This is a genomic window from Yersinia sp. Marseille-Q3913 (assembly GCF_963892745.1).
Lineage (GTDB): Bacteria > Pseudomonadota > Gammaproteobacteria > Enterobacterales > Enterobacteriaceae > Yersinia > Yersinia bercovieri.
The window spans coordinates 1-24,733 of sequence record NZ_CAWQAF010000010.1 but is presented as its reverse complement, the minus strand read 5'-3'; the positions used below and the strand labels follow the sequence as shown (position 1 = coordinate 24,733).

Below are 24,733 nucleotides of genomic sequence, written 5' to 3'. Positions count from 1 at the left end.
CCCCATTTCTGACTGCTGACAAAGTTGATAAGCGGGGAAATGTGCCGGATGGGTCGTAACGGCGTGAGCCGTCGGAGCGCCCATCGGTGCAGTCGCCCCGCCAGTTTCGGAGTGACAAAATAGGTTTGTCATCAACCTCAAATATCATCTACGCTAAATTAGCGGAAGCTATAGGTCACACCCGTCCACAACACGCCACTGTATGAAGCATCAACCATTGGGCTATTTTTCACTTCATTGGCTAAACGCATGTAACGGCCAGTAAAGAAAGCATTCCAATTTGGATTGATATTGTAGTTAGCTGATAACTCCAGATATGGTGCCCAGCTGTCACTTGGGTTGTATTGCGCTAAGCCACTGCGGGCAGACTCCCTGCTGCTGACACCGTAATAGTAGCTGTTTTGATCGCCACTGCTCCAGCTCACACCCACACCTGGTGTCAGTGTCCAGCTATCGACGCTATAGCGGTAAAGGTAGGCGAAATCACCGATAAAGCCGCCACTGTTATCCAGCACATCACCCGAGAAGGCTGCACGCAAGGTGCCCCAATCCTCAATATGAGAATATGACATACCGGCCATCATGGTGCTGCGACGTCTGTCCAACTGCTGCATCTGGTAATCATCACTGTCACCCGGCTTAAAGTGCAGCGGCAGAAAATAAGCATCGATTGACAGGCGGTTGCTATCATCATTCCACAGGTAATAGCCGGCAGCCAAGGTGCGGAAGTAGAAGTTATCACTCTCATAAGAGATGATCGGGACCGGATAGACGCGGTCATTCTTGCCACGATAAGGGTCAGGGCTCACTAAGGCAGAAGCCCCCAGAGACCAGGTTCCCGCCATTGCCGTCGGCATACAAACAGCCGTAGCCACTGCCAATACAGCCAATGTTTTTATTTGTTTCACTTTTAGATAACTCTTTCTCACAGATAAAATCCCTTTGGTAAAAAATAATTAGTTAACTTAGTGTAAATCAATTGGTTGCCAGTGGCGAAATCTTTACACAGCTTAGTCAGACATTCATCTTGCCTGTACAACTTACCATCAATTATTGGACGGGTGATAACCAAAAATTTACGTCGATTTGATCACAATAAAATAACGAGATATTCAAATAGATAAGTTCAATTACTCATATATAAAACACTGACAATGAAATAAAAAATAGCTTTAATTACCGAACAATGGTTATTTATTGCTCTATGGGTGGCAAATCGTCGGTTAAGACTAACTTGACCTTTAGAGGAGACGCGACCATAACAATAAGGTAGTAGTTTCAAAATTTTAACCCAATAAAGCGCTACTACTATTTTATGTTCCCAACCATTCAAACAGGACGGGCATCGCTATGAACATATTTGATCACTATCGCCAACGCTATGAGGCGGCCAAGGACGAAGAGTTCACACTGCAGGAGTTCCTCACCATCTGCCAGCAAGATCGCAGTGCTTATGCCAATGCGGCTGAGCGTCTGCTGATGGCTATTGGTGAGCCAGTCATGGTCGATACCGCACTAGAGTCCCGCATGTCTCGGCTATTTTCTAACCGGGTTATAGCCCGTTACCCTGCTTTTGAAGAGTTTTATGGCATGGAAGAGGCCATAGAACAGATAGTCTCCTATCTCAAACACGCCGCTCAAGGGCTGGAAGAGAAGAAACAGATCCTCTATTTACTCGGCCCAGTGGGTGGTGGTAAGTCATCACTGGCTGAACGCCTAAAAGCACTAATGCAGCGGGTGCCTATCTATATTTTAAGTGCCAATGGCGAGCGCAGCCCGGTCAATGACCACCCTTTGTGTTTGTTCAACCCGCAAGAAGATGCGGCGATTCTGGCCAAAGAGTACAGCATCCCGACCCGTTATCTCGGCACCATTATGTCGCCGTGGGCGGCCAAGCGCCTGCATGATTTTGGCGGGGACATCACTAAGTTTAAAGTGATTAAAGTCTGGCCTTCGATTCTTGAACAGATTGCGATAGCGAAGACGGAACCTGGCGATGAAAACAACCAGGATATCTCTGCGCTGGTGGGTAAGGTTGATATCCGTAAGTTGGAAAACCATGCGCAAAACGACCCCGATGCTTATGGTTATTCCGGTGCTTTATGCCGTGCTAACCAAGGGATTATGGAGTTCGTCGAGATGTTCAAAGCGCCGATTAAGGTGCTGCATCCCCTGCTGACGGCCACTCAGGAAGGGAACTATAACGGTACTGAGGGGATATCCGCCCTGCCATTCAGCGGCATTATTCTTGCCCACTCGAATGAATCAGAGTGGGTCACCTTCCGTAATAACAAAAATAATGAGGCATTTCTTGACCGTGTCTATATCGTCAAGGTTCCTTATTGCCTGCGTGTATCAGAAGAGATCAAGATCTACGACAAACTGTTGAATCACAGTGAGTTGACCCATGCACCTTGCGCCCCTGGCACCTTGGAAACACTGGCCCGCTTCTCGATTCTCTCCAGGATGAAAGAGCCAGAAAACTCCAGCATTTACTCCAAGATGCGGGTGTATGACGGTGAAAGTCTGAAAGATACCGATCCGAAAGCCAAGTCTTATCAGGAGTATCGAGACTACGCCGGGGTGGACGAAGGGATGAACGGTCTCTCTACCCGTTTCGCCTTTAAAATCCTCTCCCGAGTGTTTAACTTTGATCATGCTGAAGTTGCGGCCAATCCGGTACACCTCTTCTATGTACTGGAGCAACAGATCGAGCGTGAGCAGTTCCAGCAGGATGTGGCGGAGAAATACCTTGAGCACCTGAAAGGCTATCTGATCCCGAAATACGCCGAATTTATCGGTAAAGAGATCCAGACTGCTTATCTGGAGTCCTACTCTGAGTATGGTCAGAACATTTTTGACCGCTATGTTATCTATGCCGACTTCTGGATTCAGGATCAGGAGTATCGAGATCCAGACACCGGGCAACTGTTTGACCGTGAGGCGCTGAATGCTGAACTGGAGAAGATTGAAAAACCTGCGGGTATCAGCAACCCGAAAGATTTCCGCAATGAAATCGTCAACTTTGTGTTGCGCGCCAGAGCGAATAACAGTGGCCGCAATCCAAACTGGACCAGTTACGAGAAGCTGCGCACGGTGATTGAGAAGAAGATGTTCTCTAACACCGAAGAGTTACTGCCGGTTATCTCGTTTAATGCCAAGACCTCAACGGATGAGCAGAAAAAACATGATGACTTTGTCGATCGGATGATGGAGAAAGGTTATACCCGCAAGCAGGTTCGCTTGCTGTGTGAATGGTATCTGCGAGTCAGAAAATCGTCATAACCCTGTGGCAAGACGGCAACTGAATGAGGCCCCAGGAGCTTAGTCCACTAAGTGACTGGGGTGAGTGAAAGCAGCCAACACAGCAACAACGTGGAAAATGCAGGCGGAGTCGTTTGGGGGATATATGGGCTACTTTATTGACAGACGACTTAACGGCAAAAACAAAAGCATGGTTAATCGCCAGCGCTTTTTGCGCCGCTATAAGTCGCAAATTAAACAGTCGATTTCCGATGCCATCAACAAAAGGTCGGTTACTGATATTGAGAGTGGTGAGTCAGTCTCGATACCTATTGATGATATTAATGAGCCAATGTTCCATCAGGGGCGGGGCGGGTTACGTCACCGGGTACACCCTGGCAATGACCATTTTGTCACCAATGACCGTATCGAACGCCCACCAGGTGGCGGCGGTGGTAGCGGAAGCGGTCAGGGGAATGCGGGTCAGGACGGTGAAGGCCAGGATGAATTTGTCTTTCAGATCTCCAAAGATGAGTACCTTGACTTGCTGTTTGAAGATCTCGCCCTGCCTAACCTGAAGAAAAATCAGTATAAGCAGCTAACAGAATTTAAAACCCACCGCGCGGGTTACACCTCTAATGGAGTGCCGGCCAATATCAGTGTGGTTCGCTCGCTGCAAAACTCACTGGCTCGGCGTACCGCCATGACGGCCAGTAAGCGCCGCGAGCTGCGTGAGTTAGAAGAGACACTCAGTCTGTTGGAAAACTCTGAACCGGCGCAATTGCTGGAAGAGGAGCGAGTACGTAAAGCCATTGCCGAGTTAAAGCAAAAAATCGCCCGTGTGCCTTTTATTGATACTTTTGATTTGCGCTATAAAAACTATGAAAAACGGCCTGAACCATCCAGTCAGGCGGTGATGTTCTGTCTGATGGATGTGTCCGGTTCGATGGATCAGGCGACCAAAGATATGGCAAAGCGGTTTTACATCCTGCTTTATCTGTTCCTGAGCCGAACCTATAAAAACGTTGATGTGGTCTATATCCGCCACCATACGCAAGCCAAAGAGGTGGATGAGCAAGAGTTCTTCTATTCGCAAGAGACCGGTGGGACTATCGTCTCCAGCGCACTGAAGCTGATGGATGAGGTGGTTCAGGAGCGTTACGATCCTGCACAGTGGAATATCTATGCCGCCCAAGCCTCTGATGGGGATAACTGGGCCGATGACTCACCGCTGTGTCATGAGTTACTGGCGAAAAAACTGCTGCCGATGGTGCGTTACTACAGCTACATTGAGATAACCCGCCGCGCTCACCAAACTCTGTGGCGTGAATATGAAGATCTACAGGCGAAATTTGAGAATTTTGCCATGCAACATATCCGTGAACCTGAAGATATCTACCCGGTCTTCCGCGAATTGTTCCATAAACAGACAGTTGATAATTAAGCTAAAATGGCCGGTGACTCTTTTCTGATCAATAATTTCTGATGCAGAAACGGTTTTCCGGCCTTCTCTTGCGCTAAAATTAGCTCTCCTTATGATCCTCAGAGTTAACCCCATGAAATGGCATGATGGACTACGGCAGCCGGGTGTCCTGGCAGCATTAACCGCTGCGGTGCTATTTGGTGCCGGCACCCCACTGGCAAAGCAATTACTCAATACCGTCAGCCCGTGGCTGCTGGCGGGCTTACTCTATCTTGGCTCAGGAGCAGGGTTAGCGCTCTATCGACTGATCACGCGCGCAGCTGCCGTCAACCTGCCGCGTAACGAATTGCTGTGGTTTATCGGCGCGATTACGGCGGGGGGTATTGTGGCTCCGGTGCTACTGATGATTGGCCTCACCGCCATGCCAGCTTCGGGTGCATCCTTGCTGCTCAATGCCGAAGGGGTGTTCACCGCCCTGCTAGCCTGGTTCGCCTTCAAAGAGAATTTTGACCGCCGTATTGCGCTGGGCATGATAGTGATTGTGGCTGGCGCGGCCATTTTAAGCTGGCCGGGCGAAGCGCGTTTTACTGGCCTGTGGCCTACGCTGGCGATCCTGGGCGCATGTTTTGCCTGGGGTATCGATAATAATCTGACCCGCAAAGTTTCGCTGACGGATGCCACCTGGATTGCCGCCGTCAAAGGTCTGGTGGCTGGCGCGGTGAATCTCAGCTTAGCTTTTGCGCTCGGCGCAACTTTACCGCCACTGGCAAATCTGGCGGGCGCCCTACTGGTCGGATTTTTCGCCTATGGCGTGAGTCTGGCGCTGTTTGTCATTGGCTTGCGCCATCTTGGTACGGCACGCACTGGCGCTTATTTTTCTATTGCCCCCTTTTTAGGCGCGGTATTAGCCGTCATCATGGGTGACACTGTCACGCTACCATTGATTCTGGCGGGCCTACTGATGGCGCTAGGCATTTGGCTGCATCTGACGGAACAGCATGAGCATCAACATATTCATGATGAGTTGGAACACGAGCACACGCATATCCATGACGAGCATCACCACCACTCACATGACCTCCCCATTGTCACCGGCGTGCCGCATAAGCATCGCCACCAACACCGCCCAATGACGCACACTCATCCCCATTTTCCCGATTCACATCACCGCCATAAACATTGATCTACCCTAAACACTGATTTGCCATAATGGCCTACTTTTATCGGTCATCCAGTTGGCTAAAACGCAGTGCCAGATAATCCAGCACACTGCGCACCGAGGGCAGCAGACCGCGCCGTGATGGAAAGACTGCATGAATAATCTCATGGCGCAGCGACCAAGCCGGTAATAGCCGAACTAATGACCCCTGTGCCAGCTGCTCTGCCACCATCATCACTGGCAGTTGTACCGCCCCGACACCACGCTGTGCTGCACTGCGCAGTGTGGTCATGTCAGCGGTGACCAGTCGTGGCTGGTGATAAATGGCAGCATGTGCCCCCTCTGGCCCGTCTAAACGCCAGATAAACTCCTGCTGGGGTTGCCCTAATCCGAGGCTCGGCCAGCCACTCAGATCCGCAGGAGCCGTGACGGCGCCCTGTCGGGTGATCAATTCAGGGCTGGCCACCAGGCACTGACAGCGATTGCCCAACACCTTCAGCACCAGGTCACTGTCTTGCAACGGCGGTGGCCGCACACGGATGGCAATATCAATGGCTTCCGCCACCAAATCCACCTGTCGATTGGTCGCTTCAAGATGGAGGGTCACCAAGGGGCAACTGGCCATAAAATCCGCCAACATGCTACTGACGGTGGTCTGCAACAGCGCCACAGGACAGGTGATGCGCACCACGCCTCGTGGCTCTGCGCGGGTTAAATCAATTGACTCCTGAGCGGCCCGCGCCTCTTCCAGCATCGCCTTACAATGCTCGTAATAGGTACGCCCGACGTCTGTCACCGCAAAGCGCCGCGTTGAGCGCTGAATGAGCCGCACCCCCAATCGCTCTTCCAGCAGTGCCACTCGCCGACTGAGCTTTGATTTTGGTAAGCCCAGTACCCGCGCTGCGGCACTGAAACCACCGTGTTCCACTACCTCGGCGTAATAGTAGAGATCATTGAGATCTTGCATGTCTGTCTCGTTGTTATCCTGCCATCGTCACTATCATTGTTCCAATAATAGGACACTGATGCTTAATTTTGCTATCTGGCACTTAAATTATCCCAAATATATACTTTCTTCAACTTGCAGCTGGTGCGTTTTACCGCAAGGCTGCTATACCCTATTCATGCTGTTGTAAGGAGATTAAGATGAAAAAAGTCCAAGGCATATATCGTGCGCCACGCCAACATTGGGTGGGTGATGGTTTCCCGGTGCGCTCACTGTTCTCCTATCAGAGCCATGGCAAACAGCTTAGCCCTTTCCTATTGTTAGACTACGCCGGACCTGCGGATTTCACGCCAACCACCCATCGCCGGGGTGTTGGGCAACATCCGCATCGCGGTTTTGAAACAGTCACCATTGTCTATCATGGGGAAGTTGAGCATCGTGATTCAACCGGCAAAGGCGGCATTATCGGCCCCGGTGATGTTCAGTGGATGACGGCGGGTGGCGGAATTCTGCATGAAGAGTTTCATGCAGAGACTTTCGCTCAGCGTGGCGGTGCCTTTGAAATGGTGCAGCTGTGGGTCAACTTGCCAGCCAAAGACAAGATGACCGCGCCGGGCTATCAGGCTATTGGCAGTGAAAGCATTCCTCAGGTCGCGTTACCTGAGGATGCCGGTAGCCTGCGCGTTATCGCCGGTGATTACGCCGGTGAACAGGGCCCTGCTCACACCTTCTCACCACTGAACGTTTGGGATATCCGGCTAAATCAGGGGAAAAGTGCTGAGTTCTCCCTGCCTGTTGGCTGGAACACCGCCTTGATCGTGCTGCGAGGTAGTGTGCTGGTTAATGGTGATGCCATTGCCCGTGATGCCGAAATGGTGCTGCTGGACGCGGCGGGCAGCACCGTGACTATCGAGGCCAATAATGACGCTCTGCTGCTGTTGCTCAGTGGCGAACCTATTGATGAGCCTATTGTCGGTTACGGGCCATTTGTGATGAATACCCAGCAACAGATCAACGAAGCCATTGCTGACTTTAACAGTGGCCGCTTCGGTTCGATGGATAGCCCGTCATAACCTCTGCCTTTATCGCCATTACCTGATAGCCATTTTGTCAGGTAATGGCATTTACCCCGCCAGTTAAAATAGAATTTATTCCACCCAATGGCTTAGTGAAAAATAGTTCACTTGCTGTCACTTGCTGTCACATGCCAACTATAAATACCCTATTTGCCGTCCCAATTATCGACTAAACTTAATGACTAATCTTGCCTTGCCCACCATCTGTTCATTGAGTGAGGGTGAGAATAATTAAGACTGTCGTATCTTTAATATTTTCATCTTTAATACTTTTATCATTAATTTTCGCTAAACATTTGTCATTTATCCTATGTTATTTATTAAAGAATGGTGTTATTCCATGGCTATCAAGGTGATTTTATTGAAGTAATAGACTGCCAAGCGCTTATTTTGCATAGGAATTTTCCATGAAGGCTAAAAAAACAGCAGCATTGCAAGAAGCCACGCAGTCTGAATACAATGAAAATAGTGCGTTATTAACCGCGCTGGATAGCTCATTAGCTATTATTGAATTTGATCTTTCCGGCCATATTATTGCGGTTAATCAAAACTACCTTGATTATTTTGGCTATCAACGTGAGGAGGTCATTGGTCAACATCATTTAATGTTTTGCCACTCAGACTACGCCACCTGCGAAGAGTATCAGAAGATTAAAAAGTGCTTACTGGCGGGGGAGTCACTGGAAGGCAGCTTTAAGCGATTGCACAAAGATGGTTCAACTGTCTGGTTAGCGGCTATTTATCAGCCGGTCCCTGGCCCTGACGGCCCGGTGACTCACATGGTGAAAATCGCCAAAGACATCACTTTTTTAATTGAGCAGCAAGATGCCACTCAGGAGTGGGTGCAACTGTTAACCCAGTTAACGGATCGCAGTGACAGCGCCATGTTTATCACGGCGAACAGTGATAATGGGCAAGAGGCGATCTATATTAATCAAGGATTTACTAAGCTTTTCGGTTACACACCAGAACAGGCGATGGGGCAAAATATGGTTGATTTGCTGCAAAGCGAACACCATGTGCAGCTGGCAATGATGGATGCCACTTCACCCAATGCCCGTCAACAACTGCTGCCTCAAGAACTTTTCTATGGCAAAGATCGCCAACCCCACTGGTGTTCCGCCGTCATCAACTCACTGGTGGATGAACAGGGAAAACCGAATTTTAGCATCGGTGTACTCACTGATATCACCCTGACCAAAATGTATGAAGTGCTGCAATATCGGGTGCTGGAAGCCCTGGTCCGGGAGCGCCCCCTCGAAGAGGTGATGTCCTTACTGTGCCATGAAGTTGAGCGCATTGCTCCCGAAGTGACCGCCAGCATTTTACAAGCCAGCGGACAAAATTACCTTAGCCACCTCGCCGCCCCTAGCCTGCCCCTGATTTACACCGCCGCACTCTCCTGCGTGCCCATCGGCCCGATAGCGGGTTCATGCGGGACGGCGGCATTTCGTAAACTGGCAGTGGAAGTACAAGATATTACAACTGATCCGCTATGGGAGAACTATCGCCATCTCATCCTGCCCCATGGGTTGCGGGCATGTTGGTCAACCCCCATCCTATCCAGCCAGGCTGAGATTCTGGGCACCTTTGCTTTTTACTACAAAGAGGTACGTGGCCCCAGTGAGTTCCACTGTCAGTTGGTAAAGCTCATTGCCAACTTGTGCTCTCTGGCGATGGAACGCGAGCAATCACGTAAGCAAATTCAGCATTTAGCCTTTTATGATTCACTGACCGGGCTGCCAAATCGCAGCCAGTTTCAGGTTTATGCCAAACAAGCCATCGCCATAGCCACTGAAATGGGTCACACACTGGCGGTATTAGTGATTAATCTGGATCGTTTCAAGCAAGTGAATGACTCACTCGGTCAAGGGGCTGGCGATGAACTGCTCGCCTTAATCGCCCAGCGTCTGCGCAACGACCTGACCAAAAGTGACATTATTGGCCGCCTGTCCGGTGATGAATATATTATTATTTTGGCCCCCTGCACCATGCAGCAAGCCACCCTAAAAGTTGAGAAAATTCTCAGCCAGCTGTCTCAACCTTGCCAGATAGCCAGCGTCAATATTATTCCCTCAGCCAGTATCGGGATCAGCTTATATCCAGAAAATGGTCTGGATATGGATACGCTGATGAACCATGCTGACATCGCCATGCATAAGGCCAAAAATATGGGGCGCGGGCATTTTAATTTCTTTAGCGCCGAGATGAATAATCTCAATCAGCAACGGCAAGATATGGAAGATGCCCTGCGCCACGCCTTTCATATCGGCTCCCTTGAGCTATTTTATCAGCCACAAGTGATGTTGAAAGATGGGCATCTGTATGGGGTGGAGGCCCTTAGCCGCTGGAACCACCCGATACTGGGCAGTATCCCCCCGCAGCGCTTTATTCCTATCGCCGAAGAGTGTGGCCTGATTAACGAACTGGCGCTGTGGGCAATTGAGACCGCCTGCCAACAGTTAGCCGACTGGCGCTTGCGCGGGATTGACATCCCCTCTGTTTCAGTCAATTTATCCCCCACCAACTTTCATAATCCGGGTCTGCCGGAGATGATCCTCCATATCTTGCAGCATTACCACTTGCCGCCACAGGATCTGACGTTGGAGATCACCGAAGATATTTTGATCGAGAATAATCCGGCCATTTTCGCCACCATAGAGAAAATTCATCGCCTGGGCGTGCGGTTATCGATGGATGATTTCGGCACCGGCTACTCCAGCCTGAGTTACCTGCGCCGTTTGGATCTGGATGAAATAAAGCTGGATAAGAGTTTTGTCCATGATCTTGAATATGACGAAACCAGCCGCACCCTCAGTGAGGCGGTGATACGCATTGGCGAGAGCCTACAGCTGTCGGTGATTGTCGAAGGGGTGGAAAATGAAGCCCAGCGCACCTTATTGAGCCGGCAAGGTTATCAGATTGGTCAGGGCTTTCTCTTCTCTGAGGCACTGCCCGCCATCAAGTTGGAGCACTGGTTAGAACATCGCACTATTAGTTAATCGCACTAATCAGTTAATCACATCATAAGTTAACTGATGAATAACAAGAGATAAATTATTAGTTGTAGTACTCTATTCACGGCACTAAGCACCCCGAAAAGTGACGTTGTCACCGCTATTAAGTGGGTCATACCCAATCTTCTCATTTGCCAGCAAATTATTTATCCTTGCGGCCTTTGTTCTCTGGATGTTGTTTTATTGTTATGCAAAAATTTCTTTTCCTGCTGTTAAGCCTGATTTTACTTGGCCCCTTAGGTATCGACCTCTACTTACCGACCATCCCGGCGATTGCCAAAGGGCTGCAGAGTAGCGAGTCACTGATCCAATCCACCATTGCCCTGTTCATATTGGTGCTGGGTTTGGGTCAGCTCATTGCCGGGCCATTGGTTGATAAATATGGCCGCAAACCGATCGCCATCATCGGCATCATCCTCTACATGCTGGGTGCGGCTATGGCCGCGCTAGCGGTCAGCCCGCTGATGTTCGTCAGCTCCCGTCTGTTACAAGGTGTGGCGGTTTGCTGTACGGCGGTGGTGGCATTCAGTGGCGTGCGTGACCGCCTCAACGGCAATGAAGCCGCCCGTGCCTTTGGTTTCCTTAATGGGACATTAAATATCGTCCCCGCGTTGGCACCACTACTGGGTGGATTACTGGCGGAAGCTTTTGGCTGGCGCGCCCCCTTCTGGTTCCTGGCGCTGTACGGCTTACTGGTCTTAATCCTCATCATCTGTTTTCTACCAGAAACTCGCCCGGTGGATACCCAGCCCTCAAACGGCTTGCCAATCAAAAATTATCTGCGCATTTTGCGTGATGAGCGTTTTCTGAAATTTTCACTGGTGAATGCGGGGGCGATGGGCATGGCGTTAACCTATGTCTCGCTGGCCCCCAATGTATTGATGGTGGGCGCGGGGCTTAGCCCGCTGCAATTCTCGCTGGTTTTCGGCGCCAATGGCTTTTGGATCATGGCCGTCAGCTTTTTTGCCAATCGGATTATCCAAAAAGTGGGCCGCCCGACCTGCTTAATGGTCGGTAGCTGGCTGATGGCGTTGGGCGCTCTGGGGCTACTGTTTGGCCTAACGCAGTTAGCGGCGGAAACACAAAACCATTGGCTGGTCTATATGTTACCTGTCGCCAGCGCCTGTGCCGGTTTAGCCTTTATGATGGGGCCGGCCACCAGCTATGCGCTGGAACCTTACGCCAATGAAGCAGGTGTCGCCTCCGCGTTGGTGGGCTTTGTTCAGATGGCCGGTGGTGCTGGGCTGGGCCTGTTGGCTATGGCCTTACCGATTGAGCCTAAGTTGTCGCTCGCCATCGTGATGCTGGCGGGCTGCTTACTGGCATGGCAGGCGCGCCGCGCCAGTAAACATGTTCGCGGCACCTTGCAAAAAATAAACTAGCCGCCGCCCTAAGGCGATTGTCGTCATCCTCAACATTCTGGGGGTGACGACTCACCATCATCACATCTTAAATTCCTTAATTTTTGTTATCTGTTTTGCATCCAGCGCAACCAAGCTCCCCCTCTTTATCAAACTACGTGACAACAATAATCGTGTTTCCAGCGGGAATATGCCGGGCGTTTACTCCCCGTTAACACTAACACCGCCATGATGGATCATTGGGATGGCCGCTTTTATCGCTATGAAAACACCGGACACTCTGCTAATGAAACTCACTGCTCACCGCCTGACACTTATCGCCGCCGTATTCATCGTTAGCGCCGTTGCGCTGGTGATCTATTGGCAACGCCCGCCGCCGCCCGCTTACGTTACCGCACCCGTGCGGCTGGGCGATATTGAGAATGCCGTCCTGGCCACCGGCCGCCTTGACGCGTTCGAACGCGTCAACGTTGGTGCACAGGTGTCCGGTCAGGTCAAATCACTGAAGGTAAAACTGGGCGACCGGATCACCAAAGGGCAACTGGTCGCCGATATCGACTCTCTGCCGCAGCGCAACGAGCTGCGCACCGCCGAAGCGGCACTCAACATCGTCAAAGCTGACCGGCAGGCTAAACAAGCGCAGCTAAAGCAGGCCGAATCGCACTTCAAGCGCCAACGCCGCATGTTGAACGACGAGGCCAGCTCCCGTGAAGACTTCGAAAAAGCCGAAGAGCAACTTGCCACCACCCGTGCCGAGCTTTTGTCGCTTAACGCCAAGCTGGTGCAGATGCAGGTAGACGTCGAAAAGAAAAAAGTCGATTTGAGCTACACCCAGGTGTTGGCACCGATGGACGGCATCGTCATCGCCGTGGTCACGCAGCAAGGCCAAACGGTAAATTCCAGCCAGAGTGCGCCGACCATCATCAAGCTAGCGCGGTTGGACGTGATGACCATCAAAGCGCAGATATCCGAGGCCGACATCACCCATATTTTCGCAGGCCAGAAGGCCTACTTCTCCATTTTCTCTGAGCCGGATCGGCGCTACTATGCCACCTTGCGTACCATCGAGCTGGCGCCGGAATCGGTGATGAAAGACGATGCGCCCGGTGCCAGCAGCAGCTCCGCTACCGACTCCGACACTTCAAAAAATGCCTCTGTGTACTACAACGCGCTGCTGGACGTGCCCAACCCGGAAAACAGCCTACGTATCGGCATGACCTCACAGGTTTCGCTGTTACGTGAGAACGCCAAAAACACCCTGTTGGTGCCGATCCAGGCGGTGCAGAAAACCGAAGGAAAAAAACAGCAAGTGCGGGTGCTGACCCAAAGTGGTCAGTTGGAAATGCGCGAGGTGAAAACTGGCATCACCGATAACCTCGACATCCAAATCCTCAGCGGGCTGAAAGTCGGTGAACGTGTGGTGCTGTCACAGCCCAGCGCCAAATCGGCTGAGGATGGCATATTCCTGTGAACAATATCATTGAGCTAAAGGGCATCAGCCGCACTTATACCCACGGCGATCAGGCATTGACGGTGCTGAAGAACATCAACCTGACCATTGCCGCCGGTGAATGGGTGGCTATCATCGGCGCTTCCGGTTCCGGCAAGTCAACGCTAATGAATATCATGGGTTGCCTCGACGTGCCGGACCGCGGCGACTATTACATCGGTGGCCAAAATGCCGCTCACTTGTCGCCGGATGAACTTGCCAGATTACGCCGCGAGCATATTGGCTTCATTTTCCAGCGCTATCATCTGATGCCTGATCTCAGCGCGCTGAGTAATGTCGAAATCCCGGCGATTTACGCCAACAGCTGCCGCGAACAGCGACGTCAACGGGCCACGCAGTTACTGGCACGACTGGGTCTGGAAGGCCGAGAGGATCACAAACCCGGCCAGCTTTCCGGCGGTCAGCAGCAGCGCGTCAGTATCGCTCGCTCGCTTATCAACGGCGGCGAGATTATTCTGGCGGACGAACCGACTGGCGCACTGGACTCCCAATCCGGCCAGGAAGTGCTGGCGATCCTCAATGAGCTGAACCTGAGCGGCCACACCATAGTGATCGTCACCCATGACATGACGGTGGCGCAGTACGCCCAGCGTGTTATTGAGCTGAAGGACGGCGAGATCGTGGCGGACAGCGGCCGCAAATCGGTCAGTTCGCCGTCACTGCTGACGCCGAATCGCAGCTGGCAAAGCGGTTGGCAAAACCTGTTTGACCGCACCCGCGAATCGTTGCACATGGCGCTGAAAGCGATGAACGCCCACCGCCTGCGTACCACACTGACCATGACCGGCATTATCTTCGGCATCGCTGCAGTGGTGATGGTGGTGGCGCTGGGCGAAGGCGCCAAACAGCGCACGCTGGAAGAGATCAAAGGACTGGGCACCAACATGGTTAACATTTATCCGGGGCGCGACTTCTTCGATAACGGCACTGACAGCATCCGTACCCTGGTGCCGTCGGACGCCGAGGCGCTGGCGAAACAACACTTTGTCGATAGCGTCAGCCCCGAGGTTCGCACTTCAGACAGTATCCGCTTTCGCCACAAATCCGCCACCGCCTCGATCCGCGGCGTTGGACTCGACCATTTTCGCGTCAACGGCATCACTATCCTGCAGGGCTCAAACTTTCGTGACGACCGTAATGCACTGCAGGAGGTGATCATCGACGACATCGCTCGTCAGGCTCTGTTTGATGACGTCGGCGTGAACCCGCTCGGCCAGATAGTGTTTCTCGGCGCAGTGCCAGTGCGGGTGATCGGCATCGCAAAGAGCAACATCAACTATGAGCCAAATAGCATCAATGTGTGGATGCCCTACAGCACGGTAATGTACCGCATGGTGGGCAAACTGATGCTTAGCAGCATCAGCGTGCGGCTGAGGGATAACGTCACCAACGAGTCGGCTGTCAGCGCCATAACCCAACTACTGACCCAGCGCCACGGCGTGAAGGATTTCAGGCTATTCAACCGTGATCAGTATCGAAAATCCATCGAGCGCACCTCGATGACCCTCAGCCTGCTGATCCTGATGGTGGCGTCTATCTCGCTGGTAATCGGCAGTCTGGGCGTAATGAATATCATGCTGGTCTCAGTGACCGAACGCACTCATGAGATAGGCGTGCGCATGGCGGTCGGTGCGCGGCGCCGCGACATCATGCAGCAGTTCATGATCGAAGCTGTGCTGGTGTGTCTGATCGGCGGCGCATTGGGCATCGCATTGTCGTTCGCCGCCGGTTCGCTGTTCACCGCTTTGGCAGGCGGCATGCTCACCGCCATCTATTCCTGGCAGGCTGCGGCGGCGGCGTTTTTCTGTTCAACATTAATCGGCATGATTTTTGGTTATCTCCCCGCACGTAAGGCAGCAAGGATGGATCCGATCGTCTCATTGGCCAGCGAGTAACCCATGAAAATTTTATCCCCTTTGACTTTATACCTCGCCGCCCTGCTCAGCACCGGCTGCGGTAACCAGCTGAAAAGCGAGTATCTGACGCCGCAGGTCAACTACCCGGCCCACTGGCAGCATGAAACCGAGGCCGCCGCGCCGCCGCCGTTCGACTGGCGCGATTTCCACGATCCGAACCTCGAACGCTGGCTGCAGCAGGTGATGGCCAATAACAACGATCTGGCCGTGGCTGCGCTGCGACTGTATGACGCGCGGCTCAAGGCGGAGCAAGTCGACATCAATGCCGCCCCCGCTGCTGATGCCTCGCTGGGCATCAAAGCCAACACATCACTGCCTGACGCATCGCCATGGAACAAAAGCAGCAATGTCAGCCTCAACACCAGTTATGACGTTGACTTGTGGGGCAAGCTGGCGAGGCAGCGCGACGCGGCGGAATGGGCCCGTCAGGCGACGGAGCAGGATCTGCAAACAACCCGCCTGACGCTGTTGGCCGACGCCAGCACGAACTACTGGCATATAGGCTTCCTCAATCAGCAAATCGGCATCAGCCGGGAGAGCATCGCCTACGCCAAAGAGACGCTGCGACTGGCCACTGCCCGCTATCACGCTGGCAGCACATCGGCGCTGGACATGGTGGATGCCGGACAATATCTGCTGACGCAGGAGGGTCATCTACTGACATTACGGTATGAACGCCAGCAAGCGCTGAATGAACAGGCAACTCTGCTGGGCGCACCGCCGGGCACCGCCGTGGTCGAACCCATACACTTGCCGGTAGCCCCATTACCGCAGATTAACACCGACATTCCGGCCTGCGTATTGAGCCGCCGACCGGACATCAGCGCCAAAGAGCTGCGGCTGCGCGAAACATTGGCCAATGTCGACGTGAAACGCACTCAATATTACCCGGCATTCAGCCTGACGGGCTCGCTGGGTACTAGCAGCGCCGCGTTGCTGGAATTTCTGAGCAACCCGGTGGGTAGCGTTGGCGCTAGCCTGACACTGCCGTTCCTCGAATGGCGGCAGATGAACGTGGATATTAAGATCGCCCGCAACGACTATGAGCGACAGAGACTGGAATTCAAACAGGCGCTGTACAAGGCGATGGCCGACGTCAACGACGCGTTGTCGCTGCGCGCACAGCTGATGGCACAGGAAACGCATCTGCGGGCAGCCTTGACGTTGGCGCGCAAGTCGGAACAGTTGAACGCTATCCGCTACCGGCAGGGCGCGGTCACCATCACCGACTGGCTGAACTCACAGGAAAAACGCCGTCAGGAGGAGCTGGCACTGAACGAAAATCGTTTCAATCAGTACAAGAATCTGGCGGACATTTACCTGGAGTTTGGTGGCTCAGCGGCATAACACGGCTGGCACTCCCTTGTGGTTGGGTCTGATGGTAGAGGCCGCCGGTTAACCTCGGCCCGCGGCGTTTCAACCGCGGGCCATGACGGCTATGGTCTCAAGGGCAAACACTCACCGGCACTCTGGCCGCCAATGCACACATCAACTCATAGCCTACCGTGCCTGCCGCTGCGGCCACATTATCGATCGGCAGGTTTTCGCCCCAAATCTCAACTCGACTGCCCACCTGCGCCTGCGGGCAGGGTGTTAAATCCACCGTGAGCATATCCATCGAAATCGCCCCCACCGTCTGGGTCAAAATGCCATCCACCCTGATTGGTGTGCCACTGGGGGCTAATCGCGGGTAGCCATCGGCATAGCCACAGGCCACCACACCAATCCGCTGCGAGCCACTGGCACGGTAGCGGCTGCCATAACCCACCTGATGTCCGGCGGATAGCGCCTGAACCGCGATAATCTCACTGTGCAAATGCATCACCGGACGCAAGCCAATTTCTGCAATATCGGCAATATCCCCGCTGGGAGATGCTCCGTAGAGAATAATCCCAGGGCGCACCCAATCGTAGTGGGTCTCAGGATTTCGTAGGATAGCCGCCGAGTTGGCAAAGCAGCGGGTCGCCGAAATATGCCCGCTGGCCTGTTGAATGCGCGAAAATTGCTCATGCGTACCAATATGATTATCTGCATTGGCGAAGTGGCTCATTAACGTCACCTCAGCAACATTGCTCAGGCTATTTGCCCATTGCCATACCGCATCTGCCTGCCCGACCGGAAAACCTAAACGATTCATGCCGCTATTGAGTTTTAAATAGATATTCAGCGGTGCGGATAAACGCGCGGCGTTGATGGCCTCGAGTTGCCAGTCACTGTGCACCGTGGTGGTCAGCCGATAGTGATCCAACAGCGCCAGATCTTGCGGCTGGAAGAAGCCCTCAAGCAGTAAAATTGGCCCTTGCCAGCCCTGTTCGCGCAATAAGATGGCTTCATTCAAATCCAGTAGCGCAAAGCCATCGGTGGCAGCTAGCCCCTGCCAGATGCGCGCCAAACCATGGCCATAGGCATTGGCTTTCACCACCGACCAAATCTTCGCGGTGCCTGCGTGGCGGCGAATAAGACTCAAATTGTGGCGCAAAGTGGACAGATGAAGCGTAGCGGCTATCGGGCGAGGCATGCTTATTCCTTCCAGAACTGTATTCAATGACTCACCGCTCAGCAGCATCTCTCTGCATGGCGGTGATGATTAATAGATAAATATTTGCTAACGAACCGGATGCACATCGTGCAACGGCGAGAAATTCAGCGGCCGAAAGCCCGCACTATAACGCGCGACCGCCAAGTCATCAGCCAATATAGCAGGACGGCGGCCATCAATAATATCAGCCAATAGTTGGCCTGAGCCGCACGCCATGGTCCAGCCCAAGGTGCCATGGCCGGTGTTCAGATAGAGATTCTTCAGCGAGGTACGGCCAATAATCGGCGTGCCATCGGGCGTCATCGGGCGCAAACCCGTCCAGAAGCTGGCCTGACTGATATTGCCGCCATGGGGATAGAGATCCCTGACCACCATCTCCAGAGTTTCACGCCGCGCTGGTGCCAGTTGAGTATTAAAGCCAACAATTTCAGCCATCCCCCCCACCCGAATGCGATCATCAAAACGGGTAATCGCAATTTTGTAGGTCTCATCCAACACGGTAGAAACCGGGGCCGAGGCGGGATCGGTAATGGGAATAGTCAGTGAATAGCCTTTTAGCGGATAGACCGGAATGGAGACCAGCCCCGCCAGTAGTGCCGTAGAGTAGGCGCCAAATGCCACCACATAGGCATCAGCTTTAATAATATCGTCGCCACACAACACACCAGCGATTTGATCGCCATCCACCAGTAGTTTATCTACCGGGCGATTAAAGAGAAATTTAACCCCCGCCTGTTCAGCCATCTTGGCTAAACGTTCGGTAAACAGCTTACAGTCGCCAGTTTCATCATTTGGCAAACGTAACCCGCCGGTGAGTTTATGCGCCACTTTCACCAATGCGGGTTCTACCGTTGCCAGTTGATCTGCGGTTAACAGCGAATAAGGCACGCCGGCATCGTCCAATACCGCGATATCCTTGGCGGCGTTATCAAACTGCTGCTCGGTTCGGAACAGTTGCAAAGTGCCCCCCTGCCGCCCCTCATACTGAATGCCGGTCTCTTCCCGCAGATCTTTTAAGCAATCACGGCTATATTCTGCTAACCGCACCATGCGGCTTTTATTGATCATGTAGTGAGAGGTGTCGCAGTTTCTCAGCATCTGCCACATCCAGCGCAGCTGGAAACTACTGCCATCAAGGTGGATCGCCAGCGGTGCATGGCGTTGGAACATCCATTTTATCGCCTTAAGCGGCACGCCTGGCGCGGCCCAAGGGGCAGCATATCCCGGTGATATCTGCCCCGCATTGCCCGCACTGGTCTCCTGCGCTGGCCCTTCCTGGCGATCAATCACGGTGACATCATGACCCTCTTTCGCGAGATACCAGGCACTGGTTACACCCACAACGCCACTTCCTAAAATGACAATGCGCATATCACTCTCCCAAACCACACCAAAAGCATAATATTCCGTTGACAGAAAATTAACCTAGCAGAAAAAACTAGCCAACATATTAATTATAGACTGTGACTTAATTCACAATTAATTTACGCTGTAATCACTTTTGAGTTCAATAGCCTGTGCGAAATAGCGATAAGATTCTATTTTTATGTGGTTATACGCCAGAAAGGCTAAAAAATAGCTTATTTATCCCTATTAACAGCATGAATAATTAGCATATTGTATATGCCATGTTTACTGGTTTTATATTCTGTAAATTCAGCTTACAAGCAGAATAATAATCCAATGATAGTCTGTTTAACTTTGTGCATTCTTAGGGTTAATAATAATCTAGGTTGACATAAGGTCTTGCCATGCCTCAATTTGTTCATATTAAGCTAGGATTATTGAAGTGACCGGTATTTTGCAGGGTTATAAAACCGTGAGGATGCGCTAATGACAACTTCAACACCGAAACAGACCGCGCAAGATAAGCGCCTGACTGACGGCCCGGACTGGACATTTGAATTGTTGCAGGTCTATCTGGACCAGATAGACCGGGTAGCAAAACATTACCGGCTTGATACTTACCCCCATCAAATCGAGGTTATCACCTCAGAACAGATGATGGATGCCTATTCAAGTATTGGTATGCCCATTAACTATACCCACTGGTCTTTCGGTAAGAAATTTATCGAAACCGAGCAAAAATATAAGCATGGTCAGCAAGGTCTGGCCTACGAGATCGTGATTAACTCCAACCCTTGTATCGCTTATTTAATGGAAGAGAACACCATTACCATGCAGGCGCTGGTGATGGCTCACGCCTGCTATGGGCATAACTCTTTCTTCAAAAATAACTATCTGTTCCGCGCCTGGACAGATGCCAGCTCGATTGTGGATTATCTGCTGTTTGCACGTCATTACATCAGTGAATGCGAGGAGCGCTACGGCGTGGAAGAGGTCGAGCGGCTACTCGACTCTTGCCATGCGCTGATGAATTACGGGGTAGATCGCTATAAACGCCCACAAAAAATCTCGCTGGTTGAAGAGACCGCCCGCCAGAAAAGTCGCGAAGAGTATCTGCAAAGCCAGGTCAACTCATTGTGGAAAACATTGCCACGCAAGGATCGGGGCGAAGTTCAGGCGCAGGCTCACCGCTACCCTAGTGAACCGCAGGAAAACTTGCTCTATTTTATGGAGAAAAATGCCCCACTGCTGGAGTCATGGCAGCGGGAAGTGCTGCGCATAGTGCGTAAAGTCAGCCAGTATTTTTACCCACAAAAACAGACTCAGGTGATGAACGAAGGCTGGGCGACATTCTGGCACTACACCATTCTTAACCATCTGTACGATGAAGGTCAGGTCACTGATCGATTTATGATGGAGTTTTTACACAGCCATACCAATGTTGTCTACCAACCGCCCTATAACAGCCCTTATTACAACGGAATTAACCCCTACGCACTGGGTTTTGCCATGTTTCAGGATATTAAGCGCATCTGCCAATCGCCTACCGAGGAGGACTACTACTGGTTCCCGGATATCGCGGGCAAAGATTGGTTAGACACCCTGCATTTTGCGATGCGCGACTTTAAGGATGAGAGCTTTATCAGCCAGTTCTTATCACCAAAAGTGATGCGTGACTTCCGTCTCTTCACTGTGCTGGATGATGATAAACATAATTATCTGGAGATTTCCACTATTCACAATGAAGAGGGCTACCGTGCCATCCGCAATGAGTTATCAGCTCAATATAATCTGAGCAATCATGAGCCAAACATTCAGGTCTGGAACGTGGATCTGCGCGGTGACCGCTCCTTAACCCTGCGCTACATTCCCCATGACCGCGCACCACTGGATAAAAGCCGCCAACAAGTGATGAAACATATTCATCGCCTATGGGGGTTCGATATTCATATGGAGCAACTGAATGAGGATGGCAGTATCGAGCAATTGGACAGCGTACCGCCCAGAGCGAATAAGCTCTAGATTTTACCGCACCCGTCGCTATTTAGGGCGGGCAGCAGTGGCTAAGTCACTGGATTGCCCGGCAGCAGGAAGCTGCAAAAATACGACATCTACTCTTCATCATGACAGTGGTTATCACCCAGTTCACTCACTCGCTTATTCATATCATCAGGGCCCCCCTTTGGGGGCGCCTTGGAAAACGGATATTTTTCTACCTTAAGTGTAAAGGCTCGCATTTCATTTTTTTACTCATGATAAATGATAATAAAATTAGCTCCCTGCCGTAGCCTATTGTCCTGCATGGATGTACTCAAGGAGGACACTGCAATGAGACACTATCCATGCACCAACGCCATGCAGACGTTTGGATACTTTTCGGGTCAAATATATTGTTAGATTATTTAATAAATAAAAACAGTATGTTACCAAAAATTCAAAGCGACAATGCGGGCCAAAAGAGTTGACGCTTACCGGAAAAGTAATTAACGCCTGATCGCGCGATCTTTATAAAAATATCCGGGACAACATTAATCTTAATGTGAGGTATTTATGCCGAAATATGATGAACAAAATTCCAAAACAGACAAAAAAAAACCTGGCAGTCATCCTTACAGGTCTGGCAAGCCCGAGGCACGTCCTCACGAAGAGTATGCAGATCCCTCTCATCATTATTTAAGTGGCCTTCCTGGTGAGTCGGATAAGTTTTTAGGTAACCCAAAACGATTTGCTACAGATCACTCAATAAAAGAACTTGCTCGGGGAGCGTTGGAGTACAGCCGTCGCTGTTATCCGTTAAAATCACCAAACAAAATTTACTTAGACAAGGAGGCTCCCAATGTGGTGGACAACTATTCTCGTTCTGGTCTTATAGATTTATGCCGAGACGTGGCCCTGCGGGACCTTCGGGTCGCTCAGGAAAAATGCGGCTTGAACTCGGGGCAACTGGCAGATTATGCACATAATCAGAATAAAATTGGCAATGGCAATGAATTCGCGGGAAATTGTGATGAACTTGCTGCAAGTGCATTTCGCTTCATTATCACTGAGGGGCATTCTATTCTCGATAACGAAAAACGTCTGGAGGTACTGCAGGTGGGTCTTATAAACCCGAATCCATTCGGTCATACTTGGGTCATAGTACGGTATATAAAGCCTGATGGCGGTGAGTCATATGACACCAGTTATGGGATAGTATGTGACCCTTGGGCTAATATTATCTGTGATACTGCGGAATTTAGTTATATTTGGGGCCAAAAAATGTCGAAATGGTCAACAGCGGGAAAATATATCTCGGTGCCCACTGGGTATCTTTCTCCTACCGATCCTGGTGTTTTAAACTTCCTGAACAAGGGCGTGAGAATGTTGCAATATCAGCTGATGCTAGCCCAAGTATCTCGTATTTAGGCACTGTAGCGCCTGATTAACTATGAAACGGAACATCTTGGTAAAATAGTAATCACGCTATCATGCAATATATAAATTCTAATTTTTATGCGGAGCAATTTTAGTGGGAAATAGCTTTGAACAAAAAAAAATTTTGCTCACAAGTGGCAACAGCGTATTTGAAGTGACCGTGCTACAAGCCGAATCAGCTACCCGATGTATTCTTTTTGCTGCAGGATTTGGAGGCGATCCATCACGGCACTTGGGTCTTTTGCAGACCTTTGCCAGGCATGGGATTTCTGTTGTTGCACCGCATTTCGCTAGGTTGGAATCTGCTATCCCAACAAAATCAGAATTACTCGAGCGTAGCCACAGGCTGGCTCTTGCTGTGGATGAATATTGTCCACAGAATATGTCAATCGCAGGCGTCGGACATTCAATTGGAACGGTGATTTTGCTGATGCATGTCGGGGCCGAGGCATCGACTTTGACAGGGGAGCAACTGGTATTCAGAGGAAAAAAAGTTCTGGGCCGACTGGTGCTTTTCACTCCTCCCACCGATTTTTTCAGACGTTCAGGCTCACTGGTATCCGTAAAGGTGCCAATCCAGATTTGGGCGGGCGGAAAGGATCTGCTCACACCTCCGGCACAAGCTGCATTTCTCAAGGAAACGCTTGGTGCTCAAACGCAGGTGGAGATGCGGGTAGTTGAAGATGCTGGCCACTTTACCTTCATGAACGAACTGCCTCCGCATGTTAATGACCCGCATCCTGAACGCGATGCCTTCCTGCTGTCACTGAGCGATGAAGTAAGGCGTTTTCTGACCCTGTGAGTTTTGTCGAAAAAAGAAAAAGGCCGCTGAGTTGAAGTTGTGAAAGGCATATCGTATTGCGCTTGATAATGTTGATGTGAGTGCGGCGCCGGATACCCCATACAGATCATTACATGTCTTTAAGGATTAAAAAATTATGAACGTTAACGAAGAAAAGCTTTTAAAATCAGGATTTACAAATGCTGAACTACAAAAGATTAAAAATAACGTGGAAAGCTATGGTGGAACCCTTGGGGAAGCCATTCAAGATTTGGCAAATAGATTTAGGGTTGTTCTTTGGGTTACATCAGCTTGTCTGATGGTTTTTATCTTCCTCATGTTATTTTCATCGAAACAAACCGTAGTAGGTGGGGGATTATCTCTTCTGATCGCTGTAGTGATCGTCACTTTCATCCAACCGCCAGTCCTTTCTTATAAGTCATGGCGGTATTGGAGAGGAAATATAAATTAACTGGCATTGTTGTCTGTAGCCAGTAAGTCGAAAACTACTTTTGCTTTGATACCGTAGCCCACTATTTTCATTGTTAGTTTTGGCCGACTCATAGTATCTACCTTTCGGTAGTAATCCCGTGGCAACCATTTGAATAATCGCCAGGCTTCTGGTTTTCTTGCCAGCCCGAAGATGCTGTAAACACCTGCACTTAATGTAACTGCGTTATAAAAAGCAAGGCCGGATTCTGGCTTAAACCCCATAAATTGAGCAGCCTCCACGACTCCATCAGCAAAAAAACCCTCGGTTTGGTATTGTTCGCCATACAGGCGAGGGATGATTTCTTTTGATAAACCATTAACGCCGTCCATTACAAGTATTGCTCCAGCCAGCATACCAAGAGGCGTCATTGTTGAAATCATTAAAGCGCCGCCGACAATAGCAGTACCGGAAACAACAATATGTACAGCCGAAATGACATACCCAACAATTTTGTTATTTTCCCGGACGAACTCCACTTTGGCGTAAAGTTTCGCGGTTTCCATCCGCA

General features: G+C 51.0%; 18 protein-coding genes. 13 read left to right on the top strand and 5 right to left on the bottom strand.

Annotated elements, in window-relative coordinates:
- Positions 1-158 precede the first annotated feature (158 nt).
- Positions 159-857: a MipA/OmpV family protein gene (locus AACW11_RS04870; RefSeq protein ID WP_249192893.1), complete on the bottom strand. Its 699-nt coding sequence runs from the start codon at positions 855-857 to the stop codon at positions 159-161.
- Between the two features lie 493 nt (positions 858-1,350).
- Between AACW11_RS04870 and yeaG the strand changes: the two genes are divergently transcribed.
- The 3 genes from yeaG to AACW11_RS04855 all read left to right on the top strand — a co-directional run bounded on the left by yeaG (position 1,351) and on the right by AACW11_RS04855 (position 5,849).
- Complete coding sequence (yeaG, locus tag AACW11_RS04865; RefSeq protein WP_005278618.1) at positions 1,351-3,285, top strand: protein kinase YeaG; 1,935 nt, start codon at positions 1,351-1,353, stop codon at positions 3,283-3,285.
- 124 nt (positions 3,286-3,409) lie between these two features.
- A complete protein-coding gene (locus AACW11_RS04860) occupies positions 3,410-4,687 on the top strand; it encodes a YeaH/YhbH family protein (RefSeq protein WP_212586190.1) in 1,278 nt (425 codons plus the stop codon).
- Positions 4,688-4,799: 112 nt separating this feature from the next.
- Positions 4,800-5,849 (top strand): DMT family transporter, encoded by a 1,050-nt coding sequence (locus tag AACW11_RS04855; RefSeq protein ID WP_212586189.1) that lies wholly within the window; start codon positions 4,800-4,802, stop codon positions 5,847-5,849.
- A gap of 37 nt (positions 5,850-5,886) precedes the next feature.
- Here the strand turns inward: AACW11_RS04855 and AACW11_RS04850 are convergent, their stop codons facing one another.
- Positions 5,887-6,792: a LysR family transcriptional regulator gene (locus AACW11_RS04850; RefSeq protein ID WP_212586188.1), complete on the bottom strand. Its 906-nt coding sequence runs from the start codon at positions 6,790-6,792 to the stop codon at positions 5,887-5,889.
- Positions 6,793-6,971: 179 nt separating this feature from the next.
- On the opposite strand from AACW11_RS04850, the gene AACW11_RS04845 reads away from it, so the two are divergent.
- The 6 genes from AACW11_RS04845 (at position 6,972) to AACW11_RS04820 (ending at position 16,998) form a co-directional block, all read left to right on the top strand.
- Positions 6,972-7,844: a pirin family protein gene (locus AACW11_RS04845; protein ID WP_212586187.1), complete on the top strand. Its 873-nt coding sequence runs from the start codon at positions 6,972-6,974 to the stop codon at positions 7,842-7,844.
- A 410-nt stretch (positions 7,845-8,254) separates the two neighbouring features.
- Positions 8,255-10,849 carry a sensor domain-containing protein gene (locus AACW11_RS04840; RefSeq protein WP_212586186.1) on the top strand — a complete coding sequence of 865 codons (2,595 nt, stop codon included), beginning with the start codon at positions 8,255-8,257 and terminating at the stop codon, positions 10,847-10,849.
- A gap of 203 nt (positions 10,850-11,052) precedes the next feature.
- Positions 11,053-12,246 carry a multidrug effflux MFS transporter gene (locus AACW11_RS04835; protein WP_212586185.1) on the top strand — a complete coding sequence of 398 codons (1,194 nt, stop codon included), beginning with the start codon at positions 11,053-11,055 and terminating at the stop codon, positions 12,244-12,246.
- Between the two features lie 265 nt (positions 12,247-12,511).
- A complete protein-coding gene (locus tag AACW11_RS04830; RefSeq protein WP_212586231.1) occupies positions 12,512-13,696 on the top strand; it encodes an efflux RND transporter periplasmic adaptor subunit in 1,185 nt (394 codons plus the stop codon).
- The gene (locus AACW11_RS04825) at positions 13,693-15,630 is read left to right on the top strand and encodes a MacB family efflux pump subunit (protein WP_212586184.1); all 1,938 of its coding nucleotides are present in this window, start codon (positions 13,693-13,695) and stop codon (positions 15,628-15,630) included. Before AACW11_RS04830 ends, AACW11_RS04825 begins: the two co-directional genes overlap by 4 nt.
- Before the next feature lie 3 nt (positions 15,631-15,633).
- On the top strand, positions 15,634-16,998 hold the full coding sequence (locus AACW11_RS04820) for a TolC family protein (RefSeq protein WP_212586183.1): 1,365 nt from the start codon (positions 15,634-15,636) through the stop codon (positions 16,996-16,998).
- Between the two features lie 97 nt (positions 16,999-17,095).
- Here the strand turns inward: AACW11_RS04820 and dadX are convergent, their stop codons facing one another.
- Together dadX and AACW11_RS04810 are read right to left on the bottom strand one after the other, a co-directional pair.
- Positions 17,096-18,169 (bottom strand): catabolic alanine racemase DadX, encoded by a 1,074-nt coding sequence (gene dadX, locus AACW11_RS04815; protein ID WP_212586182.1) that lies wholly within the window; start codon positions 18,167-18,169, stop codon positions 17,096-17,098.
- 87 nt (positions 18,170-18,256) lie between these two features.
- Positions 18,257-19,561 carry a D-amino acid dehydrogenase gene (locus AACW11_RS04810; RefSeq protein ID WP_212586181.1) on the bottom strand — a complete coding sequence of 435 codons (1,305 nt, stop codon included), beginning with the start codon at positions 19,559-19,561 and terminating at the stop codon, positions 18,257-18,259.
- A 462-nt stretch (positions 19,562-20,023) separates the two neighbouring features.
- On the opposite strand from AACW11_RS04810, the gene AACW11_RS04805 reads away from it, so the two are divergent.
- The 4 genes from AACW11_RS04805 (at position 20,024) to AACW11_RS04790 (ending at position 24,204) form a co-directional block, all read left to right on the top strand.
- On the top strand, positions 20,024-21,559 hold the full coding sequence (locus AACW11_RS04805) for a SpoVR family protein (protein WP_212586180.1): 1,536 nt from the start codon (positions 20,024-20,026) through the stop codon (positions 21,557-21,559).
- 528 nt (positions 21,560-22,087) lie between these two features.
- Complete coding sequence (locus tag AACW11_RS04800; protein WP_212586179.1) at positions 22,088-22,942, top strand: hypothetical protein; 855 nt, start codon at positions 22,088-22,090, stop codon at positions 22,940-22,942.
- Positions 22,943-23,045: 103 nt separating this feature from the next.
- The gene (locus tag AACW11_RS04795) at positions 23,046-23,753 is read left to right on the top strand and encodes an alpha/beta hydrolase (RefSeq protein ID WP_212586178.1); all 708 of its coding nucleotides are present in this window, start codon (positions 23,046-23,048) and stop codon (positions 23,751-23,753) included.
- A 136-nt stretch (positions 23,754-23,889) separates the two neighbouring features.
- On the top strand, positions 23,890-24,204 hold the full coding sequence (locus AACW11_RS04790) for a hypothetical protein (RefSeq protein WP_212586177.1): 315 nt from the start codon (positions 23,890-23,892) through the stop codon (positions 24,202-24,204).
- Here AACW11_RS04790 and AACW11_RS04785 read toward each other — a convergent pair.
- Positions 24,201-24,733 (bottom strand): DUF4225 domain-containing protein (locus tag AACW11_RS04785; protein ID WP_249192890.1); only part of this gene is annotated, 533 nt, incomplete at its 5' end. The two genes, AACW11_RS04790 and AACW11_RS04785, sit on opposite strands and share 4 nt — an antisense overlap.